18 protein-coding genes and 1 tRNA gene are annotated in these 18,564 nt (G+C 59.5%); 10 read left to right on the forward strand and 9 right to left on the reverse strand.

Features of this window, described 5'->3' with window-relative positions; translation table 11 throughout:
- On the reverse strand, positions 1 to 927 hold the full coding sequence (locus tag ACNYC6_RS28600; protein ID WP_419710239.1) for a LysR family transcriptional regulator: 927 nt from the start codon (positions 925 to 927) through the stop codon (positions 1 to 3).
- Positions 928 to 1,050: 123 nt separating this feature from the next.
- On the opposite strand from ACNYC6_RS28600, the gene ACNYC6_RS28605 reads away from it, so the two are divergent.
- On the forward strand, positions 1,051 to 1,794 hold the full coding sequence (locus ACNYC6_RS28605; protein WP_419710240.1) for an SDR family oxidoreductase: 744 nt from the start codon (positions 1,051 to 1,053) through the stop codon (positions 1,792 to 1,794).
- 174 nt (positions 1,795 to 1,968) lie between these two features.
- On the opposite strand, the gene ACNYC6_RS28610 is transcribed toward ACNYC6_RS28605, so the two are convergent.
- From ACNYC6_RS28610 to ACNYC6_RS28620, 3 genes are read right to left on the reverse strand one after another with little or no spacing between them, the layout of a single operon-like run.
- Complete coding sequence (locus ACNYC6_RS28610; RefSeq protein WP_419710241.1) at positions 1,969 to 4,005, reverse strand: LTA synthase family protein; 2,037 nt, start codon at positions 4,003 to 4,005, stop codon at positions 1,969 to 1,971.
- 32 nt (positions 4,006 to 4,037) lie between these two features.
- Positions 4,038 to 4,649: a hypothetical protein gene (locus tag ACNYC6_RS28615; RefSeq protein WP_419710242.1), complete on the reverse strand. Its 612-nt coding sequence runs from the start codon at positions 4,647 to 4,649 to the stop codon at positions 4,038 to 4,040.
- Positions 4,646 to 5,944 (reverse strand): sialidase family protein, encoded by a 1,299-nt coding sequence (locus ACNYC6_RS28620; RefSeq protein ID WP_419713032.1) that lies wholly within the window; start codon positions 5,942 to 5,944, stop codon positions 4,646 to 4,648. Before ACNYC6_RS28620 ends, ACNYC6_RS28615 begins: the two co-directional genes overlap by 4 nt.
- Before the next feature lie 218 nt (positions 5,945 to 6,162).
- Here ACNYC6_RS28620 and ACNYC6_RS28625 point away from each other — a divergent pair, with 218 nt between their 5' ends.
- Positions 6,163 to 6,858 (forward strand): tRNA (adenine(22)-N(1))-methyltransferase, encoded by a 696-nt coding sequence (locus ACNYC6_RS28625; protein WP_419710243.1) that lies wholly within the window; start codon positions 6,163 to 6,165, stop codon positions 6,856 to 6,858.
- Positions 6,859 to 6,953: 95 nt separating this feature from the next.
- On the opposite strand, the gene ACNYC6_RS28630 is transcribed toward ACNYC6_RS28625, so the two are convergent.
- Complete coding sequence (locus ACNYC6_RS28630) at positions 6,954 to 7,454, reverse strand: GNAT family N-acetyltransferase (RefSeq protein WP_419710244.1); 501 nt, start codon at positions 7,452 to 7,454, stop codon at positions 6,954 to 6,956.
- 345 nt (positions 7,455 to 7,799) lie between these two features.
- On the opposite strand from ACNYC6_RS28630, the gene ACNYC6_RS28635 reads away from it, so the two are divergent.
- Entirely contained in the window at positions 7,800 to 8,261 is a 462-nt protein-coding gene (locus tag ACNYC6_RS28635; protein ID WP_419710245.1) for a hypothetical protein, read from the forward strand.
- Between the two features lie 77 nt (positions 8,262 to 8,338).
- Here the strand turns inward: ACNYC6_RS28635 and ACNYC6_RS28640 are convergent, their stop codons facing one another.
- Both ACNYC6_RS28640 and ACNYC6_RS28645 read right to left on the reverse strand, forming a co-directional pair.
- The gene (locus ACNYC6_RS28640) at positions 8,339 to 9,367 is read right to left on the reverse strand and encodes a D-cysteine desulfhydrase family protein (RefSeq protein WP_419710246.1); all 1,029 of its coding nucleotides are present in this window, start codon (positions 9,365 to 9,367) and stop codon (positions 8,339 to 8,341) included.
- 106 nt (positions 9,368 to 9,473) lie between these two features.
- Positions 9,474 to 10,385, reverse strand: a complete 912-nt coding sequence (locus ACNYC6_RS28645; protein ID WP_419710247.1) for a LysR substrate-binding domain-containing protein — start codon at positions 10,383 to 10,385, stop codon at positions 9,474 to 9,476.
- A gap of 236 nt (positions 10,386 to 10,621) precedes the next feature.
- On the opposite strand from ACNYC6_RS28645, the gene ACNYC6_RS28650 reads away from it, so the two are divergent.
- The 3 genes from ACNYC6_RS28650 to ACNYC6_RS28660 all read left to right on the forward strand — a co-directional run bounded on the left by ACNYC6_RS28650 (position 10,622) and on the right by ACNYC6_RS28660 (position 11,602).
- Positions 10,622 to 11,161 (forward strand): carbonic anhydrase, encoded by a 540-nt coding sequence (locus ACNYC6_RS28650; protein WP_419710248.1) that lies wholly within the window; start codon positions 10,622 to 10,624, stop codon positions 11,159 to 11,161.
- 36 nt (positions 11,162 to 11,197) lie between these two features.
- A complete protein-coding gene (locus ACNYC6_RS28655) occupies positions 11,198 to 11,359 on the forward strand; it encodes an NmrA family NAD(P)-binding protein (protein ID WP_419710249.1) in 162 nt (53 codons plus the stop codon).
- A gap of 168 nt (positions 11,360 to 11,527) precedes the next feature.
- A tRNA-Gln gene (locus tag ACNYC6_RS28660) sits at positions 11,528 to 11,602 on the forward strand.
- 288 nt (positions 11,603 to 11,890) lie between these two features.
- Here ACNYC6_RS28660 and ACNYC6_RS28665 read toward each other — a convergent pair.
- Positions 11,891 to 12,400 (reverse strand): Lrp/AsnC family transcriptional regulator, encoded by a 510-nt coding sequence (locus ACNYC6_RS28665; RefSeq protein WP_338581207.1) that lies wholly within the window; start codon positions 12,398 to 12,400, stop codon positions 11,891 to 11,893.
- A gap of 164 nt (positions 12,401 to 12,564) precedes the next feature.
- On the opposite strand from ACNYC6_RS28665, the gene ACNYC6_RS28670 reads away from it, so the two are divergent.
- A complete protein-coding gene (locus tag ACNYC6_RS28670; RefSeq protein ID WP_419710250.1) occupies positions 12,565 to 13,581 on the forward strand; it encodes a 1-aminocyclopropane-1-carboxylate deaminase in 1,017 nt (338 codons plus the stop codon).
- Between the two features lie 47 nt (positions 13,582 to 13,628).
- Positions 13,629 to 14,093, forward strand: coding sequence for a transketolase (locus ACNYC6_RS28675; protein ID WP_419710251.1), 465 nt, complete (start codon positions 13,629 to 13,631; stop codon positions 14,091 to 14,093).
- 112 nt (positions 14,094 to 14,205) lie between these two features.
- Here the strand turns inward: ACNYC6_RS28675 and ACNYC6_RS28680 are convergent, their stop codons facing one another.
- Positions 14,206 to 14,514, reverse strand: coding sequence for a hypothetical protein (locus ACNYC6_RS28680; protein WP_419710252.1), 309 nt, complete (start codon positions 14,512 to 14,514; stop codon positions 14,206 to 14,208).
- Positions 14,515 to 14,558: 44 nt separating this feature from the next.
- Here ACNYC6_RS28680 and mdeB point away from each other — a divergent pair, with 44 nt between their 5' ends.
- Both mdeB and ACNYC6_RS28690 read left to right on the forward strand, forming a co-directional pair.
- Positions 14,559 to 17,258: an alpha-ketoglutarate dehydrogenase gene (mdeB, locus tag ACNYC6_RS28685; RefSeq protein WP_419710253.1), complete on the forward strand. Its 2,700-nt coding sequence runs from the start codon at positions 14,559 to 14,561 to the stop codon at positions 17,256 to 17,258.
- A 39-nt stretch (positions 17,259 to 17,297) separates the two neighbouring features.
- Complete coding sequence (locus ACNYC6_RS28690; RefSeq protein WP_419710254.1) at positions 17,298 to 18,545, forward strand: dihydrolipoyllysine-residue acetyltransferase; 1,248 nt, start codon at positions 17,298 to 17,300, stop codon at positions 18,543 to 18,545.
- The last annotated feature ends 19 nt before the right edge of the window (positions 18,546 to 18,564 follow it).

The following is an 18,564-nucleotide window of genomic DNA, read 5'->3' on the forward strand; positions in this document are numbered from 1 at the left end:
TTAACGCGCAGTCCGCGCATGATCGGTCTCACCAAAAACATCCTTCAGGTATTGGGCCAGATAGTCATATACCAGACGTACCCGCGCAGGCACCGGGCCGCGTTGGGGGCGGTAGATGAACAACTCCAACGGAACAGGTGCGCAGTGCGGCAGCAGAGCGATCAGTCGTCCGCTGGCAAGGTGAGCGGTGATCAGATGGTCGGGAAGCTGGGAGATGCACAGGCCTGAGAGGACAGCGTCGCACTCGACTTCCTGATCGTCGCAGGTAAAGGCTGGTTGACTGGGTACGAACTGTTGCTCATCGGCAAAGTACCAGGGCCAGATGCGGCCGTTGTTACGGTCGACGAGCGCGGATAACGGCAGGCGTTGCAGATCGAGTGGGCTGGTGGGCATGCCACAGCGTTGCACCAGCTCCGGCGTCGCCACGACTTGCAAGCCGATGGGCGCGATCACGCGGGCAATGTAGCTGCGGTCGCGGACAAAACCGATGCGGATGCCTATGTCGATTTTCTCGTCGACGGCGTCCACCATTACATCGTTCAGACGCAGATCCAGTTCGATTTCAGGATGTTCGCGCAGCAGCGGAGCCAGCAACGGCACCAATAGGCGGTGGCCGATAGACTGCGTCACGGTGATTCGCACGCGACCTTTCAATTCCTGAGCGCGGGCGCGACTGTGTTGACTGAACAATTGCTCGATGCCGCTCAACGCCGGACGCGCCTGTTCCGCCAGGCGCTCACCGAACGCACTGATCTGCACCTGGCGGGTGTTGCGATGGAACAAGGGCTCGCCAAACATGCCTTCGAGCTCTTTGATCGCGCGGGTCACAGCCTGCGGTGAGATGCCCAGGGAATTGGCCGCTTCGCGAAAGCTGCCTGATTCAGCCGCGCAGCAGAATATGCGGAGCAGTTCGGTGCGATTGAGCATGGGATTGTTCCTTTTTATGGAATTCCGAAATCCTATCTATTCCATTCATTTCACTAAAGCTTTTTTCCATACTCCGGCCATGCAGAAATCGTTCTGCTCTTTTCCAGGTGTATGGAGATCAACATGAGCAACAACATCAGCGGCAAAGTTGTGGTTATCACTGGCGCCAGCAGCGGACTGGGCGAAAGCACCGCCCGTCACCTGGCCGCTCGCGGCGCCAAGGTCGTATTGGCAGCGCGGCGTGAAGAGCGGTTGCAAGCGATTGCCGAAGAAATTCGTGCCGCCGGTGGCGAGGCGCTGGCCGTCGCGACCGATGTCACGGTGCAGGCGCAAGTGCAAGCGCTCGTCGCGGCCACGGTCGAACAGTTCGGCCGCATCGACGTGATGGTCAACAACTCCGGCCTGATGGCGATTGCACCCATGGCTCAGGGGCGCACGGATGAGTGGGACCGGATGATCGACATCAACATCAAAGGTGTGCTCTATGGCATCGCCGCGGCGTTGCCTCACATGCAACAGCAAAACAGCGGGCACATCATCAACATCGCCTCGGTGGCCGGGATCAAGGTGTTCGCGCCGGGCGGCACGGTCTACAGCGGCACCAAGTACGCGGTACGGGCGATCACCGAAGGCCTGCGCATGGAAGTCGGCGGCAACATCCGCACGACCTTGATTTCCCCCGGCGCGGTGGACTCGGAGCTCAAGTACGGCAGCGCGGACGAAGCGTCGGCGAACAACGTGAAAGAGTTCTACAAGCAAGCTATCCCGGCGGACTCTGTTGCACGAGCAATTGCCTACGCAATCGAACAACCCGCGCAAGTGGATATCAGTGAAGTGGTGCTGCGTCCGACCGTTCAGGAATTCTGAAAAGCCTGACTGATTCAAAACAACGCCAAAGGCCCCGGACACTGCAAAGTGCCGGGGCCTTTCAGGTTCAAGAAATGCAGATGTTCGTAGCGCTGTCGGAATGTCCCGGCCAAGCGACCGGGCGGTCAGCAGATCTGGACGATCCTATCACCCCGGCCGCGTTGGTACTGGTCGTTACTCGCGCACGTTCTGATACAGCATCAACCTTGAGGTCTCATGCATGGCGCGGGTCAACTGCACCAGACGCTTGAACTCTTCAGGGTTTTGCTCAGCCACGTTGTCCAGCGGCGTCTTCGAGGCCAGGTCGTGGAGCGATGGCGAGCTGCCGTCGTGCTCCATTTGGACCATGTAATGCTGCGTCACGCCGGCAATCAACGGGAACGTTCCCTCACGCAATACCAGCGGTACCACACGCTCACCTTCGGGCGCAGGCTGCTGGATATCACGGCCCATGCCGCCGTTGCGGAACTCAAGACCGGCCATGCCCGCCACGGTTGGCAGCAAGTCCACCAGACCAACCGCTTCCTCGACCTTGCGCGTCCCGAGCAAGCCCGGGGCGTGGATGATCATCGGCACGGCATTGCTTTCCAGGCCCAGTTGCTCGTAGGCCGGGGCCAAGTAGGGGATCTGGGCGATACGAGTGTTGTGGTCGCCAAACAGCACGAAAATGGTGTTGTCGTAGTAGCCGCCAGCCTTGGCGATTTCCATCAAACGCCCGATGTTGAAATCCAGCAGGCGCACGGCATTGTATTGCTCGACACTGCGCGATCCTGCGGCCTGGACTTCCTCGAGGGTAGGGTGCTTGACCTCGAATCCGTCATTGGTCTTGGGAATGGTGAAGGGGCGATGGTTACCGGCCGTCTGCACATACGCAAAGAACGGTTTGTCCTTGGGCAGCGCTTGCAGGATGCGGTCGGTTTCCTTGAACAGGTCCAGGTCGGAAATCCCCCAGACATCCACCACCGGGGATTTCCAGTCGCGCTCTTCGAACAGGCGAACGCCGTCGATGCTTTGCCGAATCAGGGCATTCATGTTGGCCCAGCCGGAGTTGCCGCCGATGGTGTAAATCTTCTCGTAGCCGGTGAAGGCGTTGACCACGGAGTGTTGTTTGGTGATCAGCGGGTTGCGCGTTGCCGTTTCCTGGCGCGTGACATCCGGAACCCCGGTAATGCTGGCCCAGACGGTTTTAGCGGTCCCCGTCACCGGAACATAGAAGTGTTCGAAGAACCAGCTCTGCGTCGCCAGGCGATCGAGATTGGGTGTCGGATTGATCGGGTTGCCGTAGGCACCGACGGCGCTGGTGCCCAGCGATTCGAGCATGACGAACATCACGTTCGGCGGCCGGGAACCCGTTACTTTGTAGGGTTGTGGTGCCTGATGGCGAACGAAATTGAGGGTTTGCGCGTCGGGCTTGTCGACGCCCAGGTAGTTGGCCATGACCGGGTAGTGTTCGCGCACTTGCGCTTCGTCATAGCGCGACTGGCCGACCTTGACCGTGTCGTAGAGGAAAATCACCGGGTTCAGACCCAGCGCGGCAATGTGGTTATTGCCCGAGAAGAAGGCATCACTCCAGCGTAACGGCACAGGGTTTTCCAGGTTCATGTGTTCGACACGACCTAAAATGCCCAGCAACACCACCACGAGCATCACCGCACCACCCCAGGTAGCGGAGAGCGGGTGAATCGGCTTGTGGGGGCGGTCCAGCGTCACACGTTCCAGACGTACCAGCGCCAGTGTCACCAACGCGACCGTTGCCAGCCAACCCAGGGTAATCCAGACAACCGGGTAGGTTTGCCAGACCATGTCACGGGATATTTGTGCATCCTCGATGAAGCGCAGGACGGTGGCATTGATCCTCACGCCCAGGTACGCGTAATGCCCGAAATCGATGATATAGACCAGCAGCAGGGCACCCAGCGCCAGCACGATATACACGCGTGCGATCCGGCGAAGCAGGCGGTTGCCGACAAGGTTCCAGCGAGGAATCGAGGCCAGTAGAGCCAGCGGCAGCATCACCAGGATGGCCAGGCGCAGATCGAAACGAAAGCCGATGCCCAAGGTTTCCAGAACGGCATCTTGTTCAATCAGGGCTTTGGCGTCGAATCCGGAAAAGCCGAAAAAGAACACCACCCGTAGCAGCGCAAACAGCACAAACAGAATCGCAGTTGCGCCCAGCCAATAGTGCAAACGTCTCGAATGCAGCCAACCCATCCATGTTCCCCTGTTAAAAGTGTCTTTGAGTCTCAAGCAGTTCGGTTGCGCACAGAGCCGCGTCGCTTGTTCAGGCAGCCATACGTCCAGCGCGTGAAAAGCAGCACCAGTGCCGCGCAGCAATACAGGCCCAATAGCGGATCAACCAGGTAATCCCAATAGTTTTGCGAAGGTTTGATCCCGGCGATGAAGGTCAGGGTCGCGCCGGCCAGCATCACGACGGCCAGACCGTTGCGCAGGTAAAACAGACCCAATGTCAGCAGGGCGAAGACAATCAGCATCGGACGCGGGCTGTAGCCAAATCGATAAGGGTCCAGATCACTCAAACCCAGGGTTGCCGGGTAGAGCAGCAGGGCCAACGCGGCGAATATGATCAGTACGCAGGTTTTATCCTGCTGCGCCGGCGGCAAGAAGCCCAGCCGCCGCAGACAACCCCATGCCATGAATATCAGCGTTGTGATCGCCAGGTCGTCAATGTGGCTGCGCAAATACACGGCCAGCGACAACCCGTCCAACGGTATGAAACTGGCAGCCAGCAAGGCGACCAGCAGAGCGATTCGCCAGCCCCTGTTCAAACCGAAAGACGGCAGCAGCAGGAAGCTGATCATCGCGAAGCTGACATGGGATTGCCACAGGTTAATCATTTGAGACGCTCGGACAGCCACGCTTCGTTGAAGCTGACGTGCTTGATGAACGTGTTGTTCCAGGAATAAACCAAGTGATACATGCCGTCCGGACTACGGATGAAGTAGGGGTATTCATATTCAAACTCGCACCCTTTGCTTTTGCAGACGCGGTTATCGAGGTTGTCCAGAAATTGCGCCGCCAGCGGTTCGCGCAGCGCTCCACTGGAACCGCGGAACTCATTGCCGATGATTTCCTTATAGGCCTCGGGTGAGAACGGGTCCCCCTCCGGATCAGGTGATTTGTCCAACTCACTCAACGAGCGCCAATCGTCCATTTTTGCGTCGGTGCCATAAAGGCTAAGCTTGAAACGCCCCTCTTGCAGGTCGTTGAGGGCTACCAGCAAACCGTGCTCAGGAGTCGCGACGGCCGCCAGCGAGGAATTCGGATTCCAGGGCTCGAGCGGATACGGTTCACTCCACGTTTGCCCGGCATCTTCAGTGCGGGCCGCCAGAACACGGTGGTGGGTGTTGCCCGCATAACGCAACAAGGCGATGCCGCGCTGCCCGTCCAGCGGCACCACGGTAGGTTGCAATGAGTTCTTGCCGTGGCTGATGCGGTACTTGTCGATCACATTGCCGTCAGCGCTCAAGTACAGGTACTCGGCGAACTTGCCCAGGAATTCGTGGTAGACCGGTAGACCGATGGAACCGTCGGCATGAAACACCGGCGCCGAGCGGACCAGGGTGCTGATGTTCAGAAAGGGCGACGTGATCAGTTGGCGCGGTGCAGACCAATGTTCACCGAAGTCGTCGGAAACCATCACGTTGACCGCACTCCCGGCCCAGCCACCCATGGACACGGAGACGTAGAACAGCCACAGGCGATTGTCCGGCGCGAGTGCGATGACTGGATTACCCAGCTTGCGAATGTATTTTTGGGTGCCCTGTTGGGTCGAATCCCGAGTCGCCAATACCTGTTCGGCGCCCCATTCACCGGTTTTCGCGTCGAAGCGGGCGGCACGCACCTGCACATCGGCTGCGCCTTCACGGCTGCCGGCGAACCAGGCTGTCATCAGGCTACCGTCAGGCAAGGCTGTTACGGCGGAGGAATGCACGAAGTCGACGAGCCCGGAGGAGGCGAAGCGGCTGGTATAAATGGGCTTGGCGACTTGATCGGCCACGGCCAGCACGGGCTTCATCAAAGCAAAGGAGGAGTGCGTGTTGGCCGGGGAGGCGAACCATGCGGCAGCAAAGAGGCACGACAGTGCCAGATAAACACCGAGGGCAGGAACACCGGGTAGTTTGATGCGCATTTTGAGGCTAGGCATCTCATGGCCCGATCAGGAGGCGTAACCTATCATTTGTAGTCGCTAGCCTGATTTTTAGCGAGCGGTTTCTTTGTAAGTAAATGTTTGCCGATCTGCATCGCGACGACTGGTCGCATAAAGTTGAAATACGCGGCGTTGCTCGACAGAATCGCGCCCCGATCTGGCCAAAGGTGCCGGACGTTCGTGGTGAAAAGGGGCTGTAGTTGAACAAACAAACATTGTCCATGCGCCTGGAACGTGTGGCGGCGCATGTGCCGGCAGGTGCGCATTTGGCCGATATCGGCTCGGATCACGGCTATCTGCCAGTGGCGTTGATGCGCCGTGGCGCCATTGCGGCGGCGGTCGCGGGCGAGGTGGCATTGACGCCGTTTTGCGCGGCCGAACGCACCGTGCGTGAGAATGGCCTGGACCTGCAAATCACCGTGCGCCTGGCCAACGGCCTCGCCGCGATCGAACCGGCGGACGCAATCACCGCGATCAGCATCTGCGGGATGGGCGGCGAGACGATTCGCGACATCCTCGACAGCGGCAAGGCGCGCCTGAGCGGCAACGAGCGTCTGATTCTGCAACCCAACGGCGGCGAGCAGCCACTGCGCCAATGGCTGATGGACAATGGCTACAGCATCCTCTGCGAGGAACTGCTGCGGGAAAACCGCTTCGACTACGAAATCATCGTCGCCGAACGCGCCGGGCCAGTGAAGTACACCGACGAGGAACTTTACTTCGGCCCGCTACAGATGCAGGCCCGCAGTCCGGCGTTCCTGGACAAATGGCAGCGCATGCTGCGTCAGAAGCACAAGACGCTGGCCAGCTTCGCCCGTGCGCGGCAGGCCGTGCCGGAGGATAAGGTGCAAGACCTTGCCCGACAGGCCCGGTGGATCACCGAACTGCTGGCTTGAGCAACCTGAAGGCTCAGGTGCTTCAGGGGCTGCTGATGACGAATGGAGATCGGGGCAGCCGTACCCCGGACACAGGATCGTTGAAAACATTTTTTCTAGAACGCAAGGACGAATCGGCATTCGCCTGCTGTGTTGTCGTTCGCAGGAGGGCGTTCAAGCAGGAATCCGCACCGCTCCAGTACTTTTTTCGAGCCGATATTCGCGTCATAAACGTAAGCAACCAATTGCGCAAGCCCCCAACGCATCTGTGCCTCCTGGATCAAATGCTTTAGCGCCAGTGTCGCCAGACCCTGTCCGCAAAGGCGCTGATCGACCCGATAGCCTACTTCTGCAGTGCTGTTCGCTGAGTCAATGCATTTTAAATTCGCTCGACCCACGATTTCTCCGTTGTCGTCTTCGATGACAACCGGATGCCATACGCCGATGGCAAAGTCGGACAAGTAACATTCAATATGTTCGGCGACACCCTGCAGTGTGTAAAACGCAGGGGCGCGCGCATCGATATGAGATTCGAACCATTCACGGTTCTGAATTTCGAAGGCCAGCAACGCTTCGGTATCCGTACTGTTCAGCTCGCGCACTCTGAATGGCTTCATTGATCACACCTCCTGTGCTGTAGGCCGGACGCAGACGATCGCGACGTCACCTTAAAAAACGCCAGATGCCTCGTCAATTTTCCTGAGTTGTTATCTCGTGCAGGCAGCCCGAGCAGCCCGGTTGCGCAAACAAAGGTGAGGGCGTGTGTATCGCTGTGTATCCGGACCCGCCCTACGGAGACTGGCTTACAAATGCCCCTCGAACCGGATACATCCGGGATACACGGTTGCAGTCAAATAGCCCTGCCTTAGCGAGAAAGCAAACGCGCCTCGCACCACGGCTTATCGCCCTTAGTGGCAATGACCTTAGCGGCCTGGCCGCACACAGTAATCCGGAGAGTCACCATGTCCCGTATGTCGAACAAATCCCGTATTGGCCTGATCGCTGTTGCACTGGCCGGCAGCATGAACCTCGCTTCGACCGCTTTTGCCGCAGAAGCGCTGCCTCAGGGCTACCAACTGGCCGCCGCCGAAAAGACCGGTGAAGGCAAGTGTGGCGAAGGCAAGTGTGGTGCCGAAGAAGCTGGCGCCAAAGTGACCAAGGCTGGCGAAGGCAAGTGCGGTGAAGGCAAATGCGGCGATGCTTCGTTCGCCCGTACCGACACCGACCACGACGGCCGCGTTTCGCTGAAAGAACTGTTGACCGTGGCCCCGCAGGGCGGCGAAGAGTTCAAGGCGATGGACACCAACAACGACGGTTTCCTCTCCGAAGGCGAAGTCTACAAATTCCGCACCAACCAGTTCACCTCCAATGGCAAGAAAGTGCCGACCGAACTGTTCACCAAAATGAGCAAAGCCCAGGGCTGATCACTCGATACCGCTGTAAAAAAAAACCTCCCCGGGTTCGCGCCCGGGGAGGTTTTTTATGGCCGCTGAAATACCTGTCAGTCGAATGCGCTGCGATAGGCGAACAGGCCGGGCAAGCCACCGGTCATCACGAACAACAGATTGCTACCCGCCAGGTAATCGCCCCGGCGCACGGCGGCCAGCAGTCCGGCAAAGGCTTTGCCGCCGTAGACCGGATCAGTCAGCAAACCTTCCCGGGACGCGAGCAGGCGCACAGCTTCGAGCATTGTTTCGGTCGGCGCGCCATAGGCCTCGCCGCGCTGACTGCCATCGACGTTGATCGCGCTGTCGGCCAGCGTTGTGGACGGATCAAGCAGCTGCAAAACCTGTCGGGTTTTTTCCAGCGTCGTGGTCGTCGCCTGTTCCTCGGTTGCCAGTACCGAATACCCGAGGATCTGTGTCGTCGCCCCGGCCAGGGTGACACCCGCCAGCAGTCCCGAGTGCGTCCCGGCGCTGCCATTGGGCACGATGATTTGCTCGAATTGCACACCCAGCGCGTCAGCCTGATGCAGGACCTCGGCCGCGCACGCGGCATAACCCAGGCTGCCCCGGGGACTGGAACCGCCCAACGGCATGACAAAGGGTTTTTTACCCAGACTCTTGAGCTTCTCGACCAACTGCGCCGCATAGGTATCCGGCATCACCCCTCGGGGTAGCCGATGAACCTTCGCGCCGAACAGTCCGTCCAGCAGGACGTTGCCGTTGTGGCAAAAGTCGCCATCGGTGCGCACGGCGGACGGGGTCAGAATCAGTTCGCAGGCCAGGCCTTGGCGGGCTGCAACGGCGGCGGTCAGGCGCGCATGGTTGGACTGAAAACCGCCCCAGGTCACCAGAGTGTCGGCGCCTTCGGCCAGTGCTTCGCCGAGCAGGAATTCCAGTTTGCGCAGCTTGTTGCCGCCCCCGCCGAGACCGGTCAGGTCATCGCGTTTGACGTAGAGGTTGCAGCCATTGAGTTCGGGCAACCGGCTCAATCGGGACAGTTTCTGGATCGGTGTCGGGCCTTCGAGCAATGCCACCCGTGGGTAAGCGGCCAGCGCGGCATCAAGATGATTCAAGTTGTGGGGCATGAAGGTTCGCTCGTGAAGTGAAAGAACGCAGTGCGTCGGCCACTCTAGAAAGCCATGACTTGAAGATATATCGCTCGCCAGGAATTACTGTTGATACACCGTGTAATCAAACCCTTGTGAGATCGGGTTGATCGCTGGCCAGTTCGCTGGCCAGGAAATCGGCAAACGCGCGCGCCGCCAGGCGTGTGGTGCGACCCAAGGGAAAGTAGGCGTGTACCGGCAGCTCAGCCATTTGCCACTGCGGCAGAAGCTGTACCAATGACCCGTTCTCCAACTCCAGTCGGCAAGCCCAGGACGTCGTTGAGACGATGCCCAGACCGCCTGCGGCGGCTGCCAGCGCACCGGCGGTGTCGTTGGTGGAAAACTGTGGGCTGAGGTTGACCGACGCCGTTTGGCCGTCGCGCTCCAATTGCCAGGAAGAGACATGCGCACCGGCCGGGCCGCCGACGATGCGATGCCGTTCCAGTTCTTCGGGAGTGCTGGGCGTGCCGTAGCGCGTCAGGTAATCCGGCGATGCCACGATCACTCGACGCATTGTGCCGATCAGCCGGGCGGTCCCGGACAGGTCGGGCAGGTTGCCCACACGGATGCCGACATCGACGGCTTCCTTGACCATGTCCTGCCATTTGTCTTCGAGCATCAGTTCCAGGTGCAGCAAGGGGTGACGTTCGGTGAAGGCGGACAGCCTCGGAATCACCACGCGGATGCCCATGGTCGAAGGCATGCCGATGCGCAGCAAACCTCGTAACTCACCGGTTTCACGCACGCTGTTTTCGGCATCGTCGAGGGCGGCGAGGATCGGTTCCATGCGCGCCAGAAACTCCAGGCCGGCCTCGGTCGGGACTACCGCGCGGGTGGTGCGTGACAGCAGCCGCGCGCCGAGTCCCGCCTCCAGTTCGGCAATCATTCGCGACACCTGGGATTGTGTGAGTCCGCTCTCTCGTGCAGCCGCCGAGAAGCTGCCCAAGTGAGCCACGCGGGTGTACAACCGCAAGCTGAGGATGTCTTTCAAAGGCATGCCGTTTCCTGTGCGGGCGAGCCGTGGCGGCGCGTGCGCGTCAGCGTCGATTAATGCGGAATCAGGATAGATGTTAGCCGAAATCGACCGCTACCGGACGTTCCGGCGGGAAGGGATAGTGGGTCCATCGGCGACGAAGCAGCACGCTTCCCCGAGCGGTCCCAACCCTTTCCAACGGGAGCGCAAACTCCCGTCTGCCGCAGCGCCAAAACACTATCTGACCCTTGAGGTGATTCATGGACTTTCTACAGACCCTTGCCCAACGTAATGCGGCGTTCGCAGATTCGGATTTTTCTGCTGACCTGAAGATAATCCCGTCGCGCAAAACCATGATCATCGGCTGCGTCGACCCCCGCGTCGACCCGATGGATGTTCTTCAACTCCAGCCCGGTGAGGCCGCGGTGATCCGCAATGTCGGCGGTCGGGTCAACCCGGCACTGCTGGAAACCATGGCGATCCTGCGCACCGTTTCGCGGGTCGGTGGTTCGGAAGTCGGGGAGGGCTGGAACCTGATCCTCCTGCATCACACCGATTGTGGCATCACCGGTTGCCTGCACCACGCACCCGAACTGCTGGCGAAGCACATGGGCGTTACCCCACAGGAACTGGCGGCGCTGGAGATCGACGATCCCTACAAGGCAGTCGCGGTGGATGTGGCGGCGCTGAAGGCCAATCCGAATCTGCCCGGCGGCTTCACTGTCTCGGGTCTGGTCTACGACGTGGCCACCGGCCGAATCGACACGGTGGTGCCTGCCGGCCCGCTGAGATCCGAATAATCCAACACCAACATTTTTTTGTATTGGAGACAGACCATGAAAACGTTTTTGATTACCGGTTCTACCGGCGATACGGGCACCCCTACCGTCAAATACCTGCTCGAACAGGGCCATCGTGTAAAGGCTCTGGTTCGTCGTGAAGATGAGCGCTCACAGAAAATTTCTCACCGGAAAATCATGTGTGAAACACGCGAGTGATGAGGTCTTAAGCGGATTTGTAGTAAGTCGCTGTTTTTTCAATGAAATAATTTTTGCTCAGGGCTTCCCAGACGTCATAAAAATTGTTAAATTTCCGCCCACTTTCACACAGCGCCAACGGCGTATGCAGTGAAGGGAGCAAGCGTTCGCATTGCTCGTAACAGATACAGGGGCGTCGCCAAGCGGTAAGGCAGCAGGTTTTGATCCTGCCATGCGTTGGTTCGAATCCAGCCGCCCCTGCCATTTTTCAAAACTGACTGATGTTCATGCCCTAAGGCTGACGTCCGCCAGTTATTCCAGCAAATCTGCTGAAGGCACAAAAAACCAATCTCCGTTCACAGCCGTGCTGAAATCCAGCAAGCGGTCGCATCGCTGCGCTCCAACCGATCGTGGTGACCGGCACTCAGTGCGCAAGAGGCAGAACAACTGTTGCTCGACGAAGCGGCACAGGGGCGTTTCCATACGCGTGCCTGTCAGGACATCACGGCGGCGGCAGCGCTCAAGGCGCTGACGCTGGGGCTGATCTAAGTTTCACAGAGGAATTTGCGGCGTCGACAGCACTTGACGCAACCCCATGAACGAACGGATCTGCCGGACGCCCGGCAGGTACAGCAACTGTTCTGCATGCAGGCGGTTGAAACTCTGGCTGTCCTTGGTCCGCAGCAACATGAAGTAGTCGAATTCCCCCGTCACCACGTGGCACTCCATGCAGCCCGAGACCTTCTGCGCGGCGGCCTCGAAGGCGGCAAACGATTCCGGCGTGGAGCGGTCGAGCACCACGCCGATCAACACCACCATTCCCGCATCCAGCGCTTCAGGGTCGAGCAGGGCCACGATGCCCTTGATCAGGCCGGCCTGCTTGAGCCGGTCAACGCGCCGCAGGCAGGCCGGCGGACTCAGTTTCACCTTCTCCGCCAAGGCCACGTTGGATATCGAAGCATCTCGCTGCAGGGCCTTGAGGATGGCGCGGTCGGTGCGATCAAGCTGCATCGGCTCTGCGGCTTTCTCGCTGGCTTTCTTATGGTTGTTTGTTGCGTTCATGGTCATCTACGCGCAATTAAGTAAAGTTTCGGTCTAATTCGTAAAAATAATGCTTCATTTATTGATGGAAACTTGCAACACAAATTTTCAGGTTTTTTCTTAAGATTGATTCATCGAAGCCCGCTGAAAGAGCTTGGATATCTCAACTCATAAGGAACAACGCCATGAACCTGAATCGCTTCAAACGTTATCCGCTGACCTTCGGTCCATCTCCCATCACGCCCCTAAAACGTCTCAGCGAACACCTGGGCGGCAAGGTGGAGTTGTATGCCAAACGTGAAGATTGCAACAGTGGCCTGGCCTTCGGCGGGAACAAGACACGCAAGCTCGAATACCTGATTCCCGAAGCCATCGATCAAGGCTGTGACACTCTGGTGTCGATTGGCGGCATCCAGTCCAACCAGACCCGCCAGGTCGCTGCGGTCGCCGCTCACCTGGGCATGAAGTGTGTGCTGGTGCAGGAGAACTGGGTGAACTACTCCGACGCCGTATACGACCGCGTCGGCAACATCGAGATGTCGCGGATCATGGGCGCCGACGTGCGGCTTGATGCAGCGGGCTTCGACATCGGCATTCGACCGAGTTGGGAGAAGGCCATGAGCGATGTCGTCGAGGGCGGCGGCAAACCGTTCCCGATCCCCGCAGGCTGTTCCGAGCATCCTTACGGCGGCCTCGGGTTCGTCGGTTTCGCCGAAGAAGTGCGGCAGCAGGAAAAGGAACTGGGCTTCAAGTTTGACTACATCGTGGTCTGCTCCGTGACCGGCAGCACCCAGGCCGGCATGGTCGTGGGGTTTGCGGCGGACGGGCGTTCGAAGAACGTCATCGGTATCGATGCCTCGGCCAAACCGGAAAAAACCAAGGCGCAAATCCTGCGCATCGCCCGCCACACCGCCGAACTGGTGGATCTGGGCCGCGAAATCACCGAAGACGACGTGGTGCTCGATACGCGCTTCGCCTATCCCGAATATGGCCTGCCCAACGACGGGACTCTGGAAGCAATCCGCCTGTGCGGCAGCCTCGAAGGGGTGCTGACCGATCCGGTGTACGAGGGCAAGTCGATGCACGGCATGATCGAAATGGTCCGTCGAGGTGAGTTCCCCGAAGGGTCCAAAGTGCTTTACGCCCACCTCGGTGGCGCACCGGCGCTGAACGCCTACAGCTTCTTGTTTCGTAACGGCTAAGCGCAATAACTGTGGGAACGGGACATTAAACCGCCGGGAGTACCGCCATGCATGCGACACCGCAATCCGCAACCTGGATCAAAGAGCCTCTGGCGGATGTCGGGGTGGTCATCGTCACCAGCGCCGCGCTGCCCAAGTACATGATTGACCGGTTGCACGTGGCGATCGACGACTGGGATCAGGTCGCTTACCTGGTGGTCACGCAGCCCATGGTGTTGATGCACGACTGGTTGCAAGTCGGTTGCGAACCGGCGGAGCAGGTTCCGGCCTCCACCTGTCAGGCCACTCGATTGTTGAGTGGCGTATCCAAAGGCTGTTTTTTACTGGATGTCGAGATCACCCCGATACCCGGCCTGACCTGGCTGGGATCGGTGTGCGGCCACCCGCTGCGCGTGATCAATCCGGGAACGCCGGCGCTATCCGGCGCCGCGATGGATAAGCAGGTGGAGGTCATTTTATCCATGGCCCGGACGCTGGCCAAAAGCGTGTTGCAAGAGCGTTGCGTCCTTTAGAAGTCCCGCTGCCCATTCAACGGCTGAATCAACTATTCAAACAAGAAAGACAACGCCTATGAAGCGATCCGCCGACTACCGTCATCAAGCCATGAAATGGATGCGCGAGCCGTCAAGTTGCACGCGGATCGTGGTCATCGCGTCCGGACTGGATAGCGACCATATTGACTTGATGCATCATGGTTTCAGCTGTTTCGACAACATCGCCCTTATGCAGGTGGACAAGGCTGACGCTGGGTCCGACAGGCTCGTCGAGGTGCAAACCACCCGCAGTGACTACAGTTTTGTAGTGTTCGGTCAGCTTGATGATCGCTTGCTGCACGGCAAGCCGTGCGTCTACCACGTCACGCACGACACTTGGGCGGAGCGTTCCGTCATCGACGCGGTAGAACACGTCAAAAGACTCGCCCGAGTGAGCCATTCACGCCACCTTGAAGCGTTACCCTACAGTTGCCGGAGATGCTCATGAACCCGTCCGATCTTCACGCCCAATTGCCGGGCCAGGCTGCAGAAGACCGCGAGGAAATCGCCGAATGGCGTGACGCCTTGCTATCGGTCATTGCCCATGGCGGCACTGCCCAGGCCAGACAGATCCTCGACATGCTGGTGGCGGTGGCGAGTAGCTCGGACATCGGCTGGCGGCCCAGCCATGGCACGCCCTACATCAACACCATCAGCGTCGAACGCCAGCCGGTCTTTCCCGGGGACCTGGCCATCGAGGAGCGCCTGGCGTCAATCATGCGCTGGAATGCCTTGGCCATGGTCGCCCGTGCCAACCACGCGTATGGCGAATTGGGTGGCCACATCGCCAGTTATGCCAGCGCCGCCGATTTGTTCGAAGTGGGCTTCAACCATTTCTTCAACGCACGCACCGACAGCAGCGGCGGTGACCTGGTGTTCTATCAACCGCATTCGGCACCGGGCGTTTATGCCCGCGCCTTTCTCGAAGGGCGGCTCGACGAGCAGGACTTGCAGCACTATCGGCAGGAAATCGGCGCCCGCGCCAATGGTGCGCGGGGTTTATCGAGTTATCCGCACCCGTGGTTGATGCCGGACTTCTGGCAATTCCCGACCGGCTCCATGGGCATCGGCCCGATCAGCTCGATCTACCAGGCGCGATTCATGCGTTACCTGGACCACCGGGGCTTGCAGGACACCAAGGGTCGGACTGTATGGGGCGTGTTCGGCGACGGTGAAATGGATGAGCCGGAAAGCATGTCGGCGCTGACCCTGGCCGCGCGCGAAGGGCTGGATAATCTGGTGTGGGTGGTCAACTGTAACCTGCAACGACTGGACGGGCCGGTGCGGGGCAATGGCCGCATCATCGACGAGCTGGAAGCGTTGTTCGGCGGCGCCGGGTGGAACGTGATCAAACTGGTCTGGGGTTCCGATTGGGACGGCCTGTTTGCACGGGATGCCGATGGCGCGCTGGTCAAGGCGTTGTCCAGCACCGTCGACGGACAGTTCCAGACGTTCGCGGCAAAGGACGGGCGCTTCAACCGTGACCATTTCTTCGGCCAGAACGAGGCGTTGGCGCATCTGGCTCAAGGCCTGAGCGATGAGCAGATCGATCGCCTCAAGCGCGGCGGCCACGACATCGTGAAAATCTATGCGGCGTATCAAAGCGCGCTGCTCGAAGGCAAGAAACCCACGGTGATTCTGGCGCAGACCAAAAAGGGCTTCGGCATGGGCGACGCGGGGCAGGGCAAGATGACCGTGCATCAGCAGAAGAAACTCGACAGGGAAGCGTTGATCGCCTTCCGCAACCGCTTCAACTTGCCTCTGACCGACGAGCAGGCAGAGTCCCTCAGTTTCTTCAAACCCGAGCAGGACAGCGCCGAAATGCGCTACCTGCATGAGCGGCGCCAGGCCTTGGGCGGCTATATGCCCGCACGGCCCACCACCAGCGAGTCATTGACCGTCCCCGAGACCGACAGTTACGCCGGGTTCGCCATTGCCGCCGAAGGCAAGGAAATGTCCACCACCATGGCGTTCGTGCGCATGCTCAGCGGTTTGCTGCGAGACAAACAATTGGGGCCGCGCATCGTGCCAATCGTGGCGGATGAAGCGCGGACGTTCGGCATGGCCAGCCTGTTCAAGCAGATCGGGATTTATTCCAGCGTCGGCCAGCGCTATGAGCCGGAAGACATCGGTTCGATCCTCAGCTACCGGGAAGCCCTGGATGGCCAGATTCTGGAGGAGGGCATCAGCGAGGCCGGGGCGATCAGTTCCTGGGTGGCCGCGGCGACCAGTTACTCGGTGCATGGCCTGCCCATGTTGCCGTTCTACATCTACTACTCGATGTTCGGCTTCCAGCGCATCGGTGACCTGATCTGGGCGGCGGCGGATCAACGGGCCCGAGGCTTTCTGCTCGGGGCTACGGCAGGGCGCACGACATTGGGCGGGGAAGGATTGCAGCATCAGGACGGCAACAGCCACCTGATGGCGGCGATGGTTCCCAATTGCCGCGCCTACGACCCGGCGTTCGCCGGTGAATTCGCGGTGATTCTCGATCACGGCATGCGCCAGATGCTGGAACGTCAGGTGGACGAGTTCTACTACGTCACCCTGATGAACGAAAACTACCCGCAGCCCAACCTTCCTGACGGCGTCGAGCAGGCGATCATCAAGGGCATGTACCTGTTTGCCCGGCATGAATTCGAGGATGCCCGTGGCCGCGTGCAGTTGCTGGGTTCCGGCGCCATCCTGCGCGAAGTGATTGCCGCCGCCGAATTGCTGGCCAGCGACTGGAACATCGACAGCCAGGTGTGGAGCGTCACCAGCTTCACCGAGCTGGCCCGTGATGCCCGTGAGGTGGAGCGCTGGAATCGCCTGCATCCGCAGCAACCGGCACGGCAGAGCCATGTACAAGCGTCGCTCAACGACTCGGCACCGATCATCGCCTGCACCGATTACGTGCGCGCCTTGCCGCAGTTGATCGGCAGTTATCTGGATGCCCGCTATACCGTGCTCGGCACCGATGGCTTCGGCCGTAGCGACACTCGCCAGAGGCTGCGCGAGTTCTTCGAAGTGGATCGCCATCAGATCGTCTTGAGCGCCCTGACGGCACTGGTTAACGAGGGAACGCTGGACGCGAACGTGTGTGCCGAGGCTATCGCCAGGTACGCCATTGACGTTGATGGCGTGGCGCCCTGGGAAGCCTGAAGCCGGGCTTCGTCTGAGTCGATTTTTCGGGAAGTATTTATGAAGAATGTGCGTGAAATTCGTCTGCCCGATATCGGGGACGCCAAGGATGTGGGCGTTATAGAAATCCTCGCCAAGGCGGGCGACACCGTGGTCGAAGGACAGACACTGATTATTGTGGAGGCCGACAAGGCGTCGATGGAGATTCCATCGCCCCACGGGGGTGTGTTGCGGTCATTGGCGGTCAGGCTGGACGACAAGGTCAACGAAGGCTCGGCGATTGCCAGTATCGAGGTTGACCAGCCAGCGCCACAGCTCGCTGTACAGCCCATTGTCGAACCCGTTGCAGCTCATGAACCACTTGCGATTGCGGCGCCATTCGAGATTGTCGTTTCAACAACGGACCTTCCCCTCGCGTCGCCTTCGGTGCGCAAGTTCTCCCGGGAACTGGGTGTGTCGCTGCAAAGCTTCCAAGGGACCGGGCTGCGCAATCGCATCACCAAGGCTGACGTATTGGCCCATGTGAAAGCTGCGCTGAGTGCCTTGCCTCAAACCGCCGCGGCAACTCAACCCTTGAGTGATTTGCTGCCGTGGCCATTGGTGGATTTTTCCAGGTTCGGGCCGGTGGAAAGCAGGGCGTTGTCGCGAATCAGGAAAATCAGTGGCGCCAACCTGCATCGCAATTGGGTGATGATCCCTCACGTCACCAATCACGACGATGCCGATATCACCCGGCTCGAACAATTCCGCGTGCAGGTGAACAAGGAAAACACCTCGGCCGGGGTGAAGATCACGTTGCTGGCGTTGCTGATGAAAGCCTGTGCGGCGGCGCTGAAGCAATTCCCCGAGTTCAATGCCAGCCTCAACGGCGATGAACTGGTGCTCAAGGGTTACGTGCACATCGGTTTCGCCGCCGATACGCCGCAAGGATTGGTGGTGCCGGTGATCAGGGATGTCGATCAGAAAGGCATTCGGGCGATTGCAACGGAGATGTCGGAACTGGCGGCCAAGGCCCGGGAGGGCAAATTGAGCGCCGCCGACATGAGTGGTGGCTGCTTTTCCATTTCATCGTTGGGAGGCATCGGTGGAACCTACTTCACACCGATCATCAATGCACCGGAAGTGGCGATTCTGGGCGTGGGCAAGAGTGTCGAACGACTGGCTCTGGAACAGGGCGAAGTGGTTACGCGCAAGATGTTACCGTTGAGCTTGAGTTGGGATCATCGGGTCATCGATGGCGCGGCGGCGGGGCGTTTCAATGCTTATCTGACCGGGGTGTTGGCCGATTATCGTCGGCTGGTTTTGTAGCCGTCAGGTGCCACGCTGC

Origin of the sequence: Pseudomonas sp. NFX224, assembly GCF_048565165.1 — a bacterium.
In the GTDB taxonomy this organism is placed as follows: domain Bacteria; phylum Pseudomonadota; class Gammaproteobacteria; order Pseudomonadales; family Pseudomonadaceae; genus Aquipseudomonas.

What these genes read in the sequence shown, in the direction of transcription:
- ACNYC6_RS28600 (WP_419710239.1), bottom strand. Translation starts at nt 927, where the DNA reads ATGCTCAATCGCACCGAACTGCTCCGCATATTCTGCTGCGCGGCTGAA.
- ACNYC6_RS28605 (WP_419710240.1), top strand. Translation starts at nt 1,051, where the DNA reads ATGAGCAACAACATCAGCGGCAAAGTTGTGGTTATCACTGGCGCCAGC.
- ACNYC6_RS28610 (WP_419710241.1), bottom strand. Translation starts at nt 4,005, where the DNA reads ATGGGTTGGCTGCATTCGAGACGTTTGCACTATTGGCTGGGCGCAACT.
- ACNYC6_RS28615 (WP_419710242.1), bottom strand. Translation starts at nt 4,649, where the DNA reads ATGATTAACCTGTGGCAATCCCATGTCAGCTTCGCGATGATCAGCTTC.
- ACNYC6_RS28620 (WP_419713032.1), bottom strand. Translation starts at nt 5,944, where the DNA reads ATGCGCATCAAACTACCCGGTGTTCCTGCCCTCGGTGTTTATCTGGCA.
- ACNYC6_RS28630 (WP_419710244.1), bottom strand. Translation starts at nt 7,454, where the DNA reads ATGAAGCCATTCAGAGTGCGCGAGCTGAACAGTACGGATACCGAAGCG.
- ACNYC6_RS28635 (WP_419710245.1), top strand. Translation starts at nt 7,800, where the DNA reads ATGTCCCGTATGTCGAACAAATCCCGTATTGGCCTGATCGCTGTTGCA.
- ACNYC6_RS28640 (WP_419710246.1), bottom strand. Translation starts at nt 9,367, where the DNA reads ATGCCCCACAACTTGAATCATCTTGATGCCGCGCTGGCCGCTTACCCA.
- ACNYC6_RS28645 (WP_419710247.1), bottom strand. Translation starts at nt 10,385, where the DNA reads ATGCCTTTGAAAGACATCCTCAGCTTGCGGTTGTACACCCGCGTGGCT.
- ACNYC6_RS28650 (WP_419710248.1), top strand. Translation starts at nt 10,622, where the DNA reads ATGGACTTTCTACAGACCCTTGCCCAACGTAATGCGGCGTTCGCAGAT.
- ACNYC6_RS28655 (WP_419710249.1), top strand. Translation starts at nt 11,198, where the DNA reads ATGAAAACGTTTTTGATTACCGGTTCTACCGGCGATACGGGCACCCCT.
- ACNYC6_RS28665 (WP_338581207.1), bottom strand. Translation starts at nt 12,400, where the DNA reads ATGAACGCAACAAACAACCATAAGAAAGCCAGCGAGAAAGCCGCAGAG.
- ACNYC6_RS28670 (WP_419710250.1), top strand. Translation starts at nt 12,565, where the DNA reads ATGAACCTGAATCGCTTCAAACGTTATCCGCTGACCTTCGGTCCATCT.
- ACNYC6_RS28675 (WP_419710251.1), top strand. Translation starts at nt 13,629, where the DNA reads ATGCATGCGACACCGCAATCCGCAACCTGGATCAAAGAGCCTCTGGCG.
- ACNYC6_RS28680 (WP_419710252.1), bottom strand. Translation starts at nt 14,514, where the DNA reads ATGGCTCACTCGGGCGAGTCTTTTGACGTGTTCTACCGCGTCGATGAC.
- mdeB (WP_419710253.1), top strand. Translation starts at nt 14,559, where the DNA reads ATGAACCCGTCCGATCTTCACGCCCAATTGCCGGGCCAGGCTGCAGAA.
- ACNYC6_RS28690 (WP_419710254.1), top strand. Translation starts at nt 17,298, where the DNA reads ATGAAGAATGTGCGTGAAATTCGTCTGCCCGATATCGGGGACGCCAAG.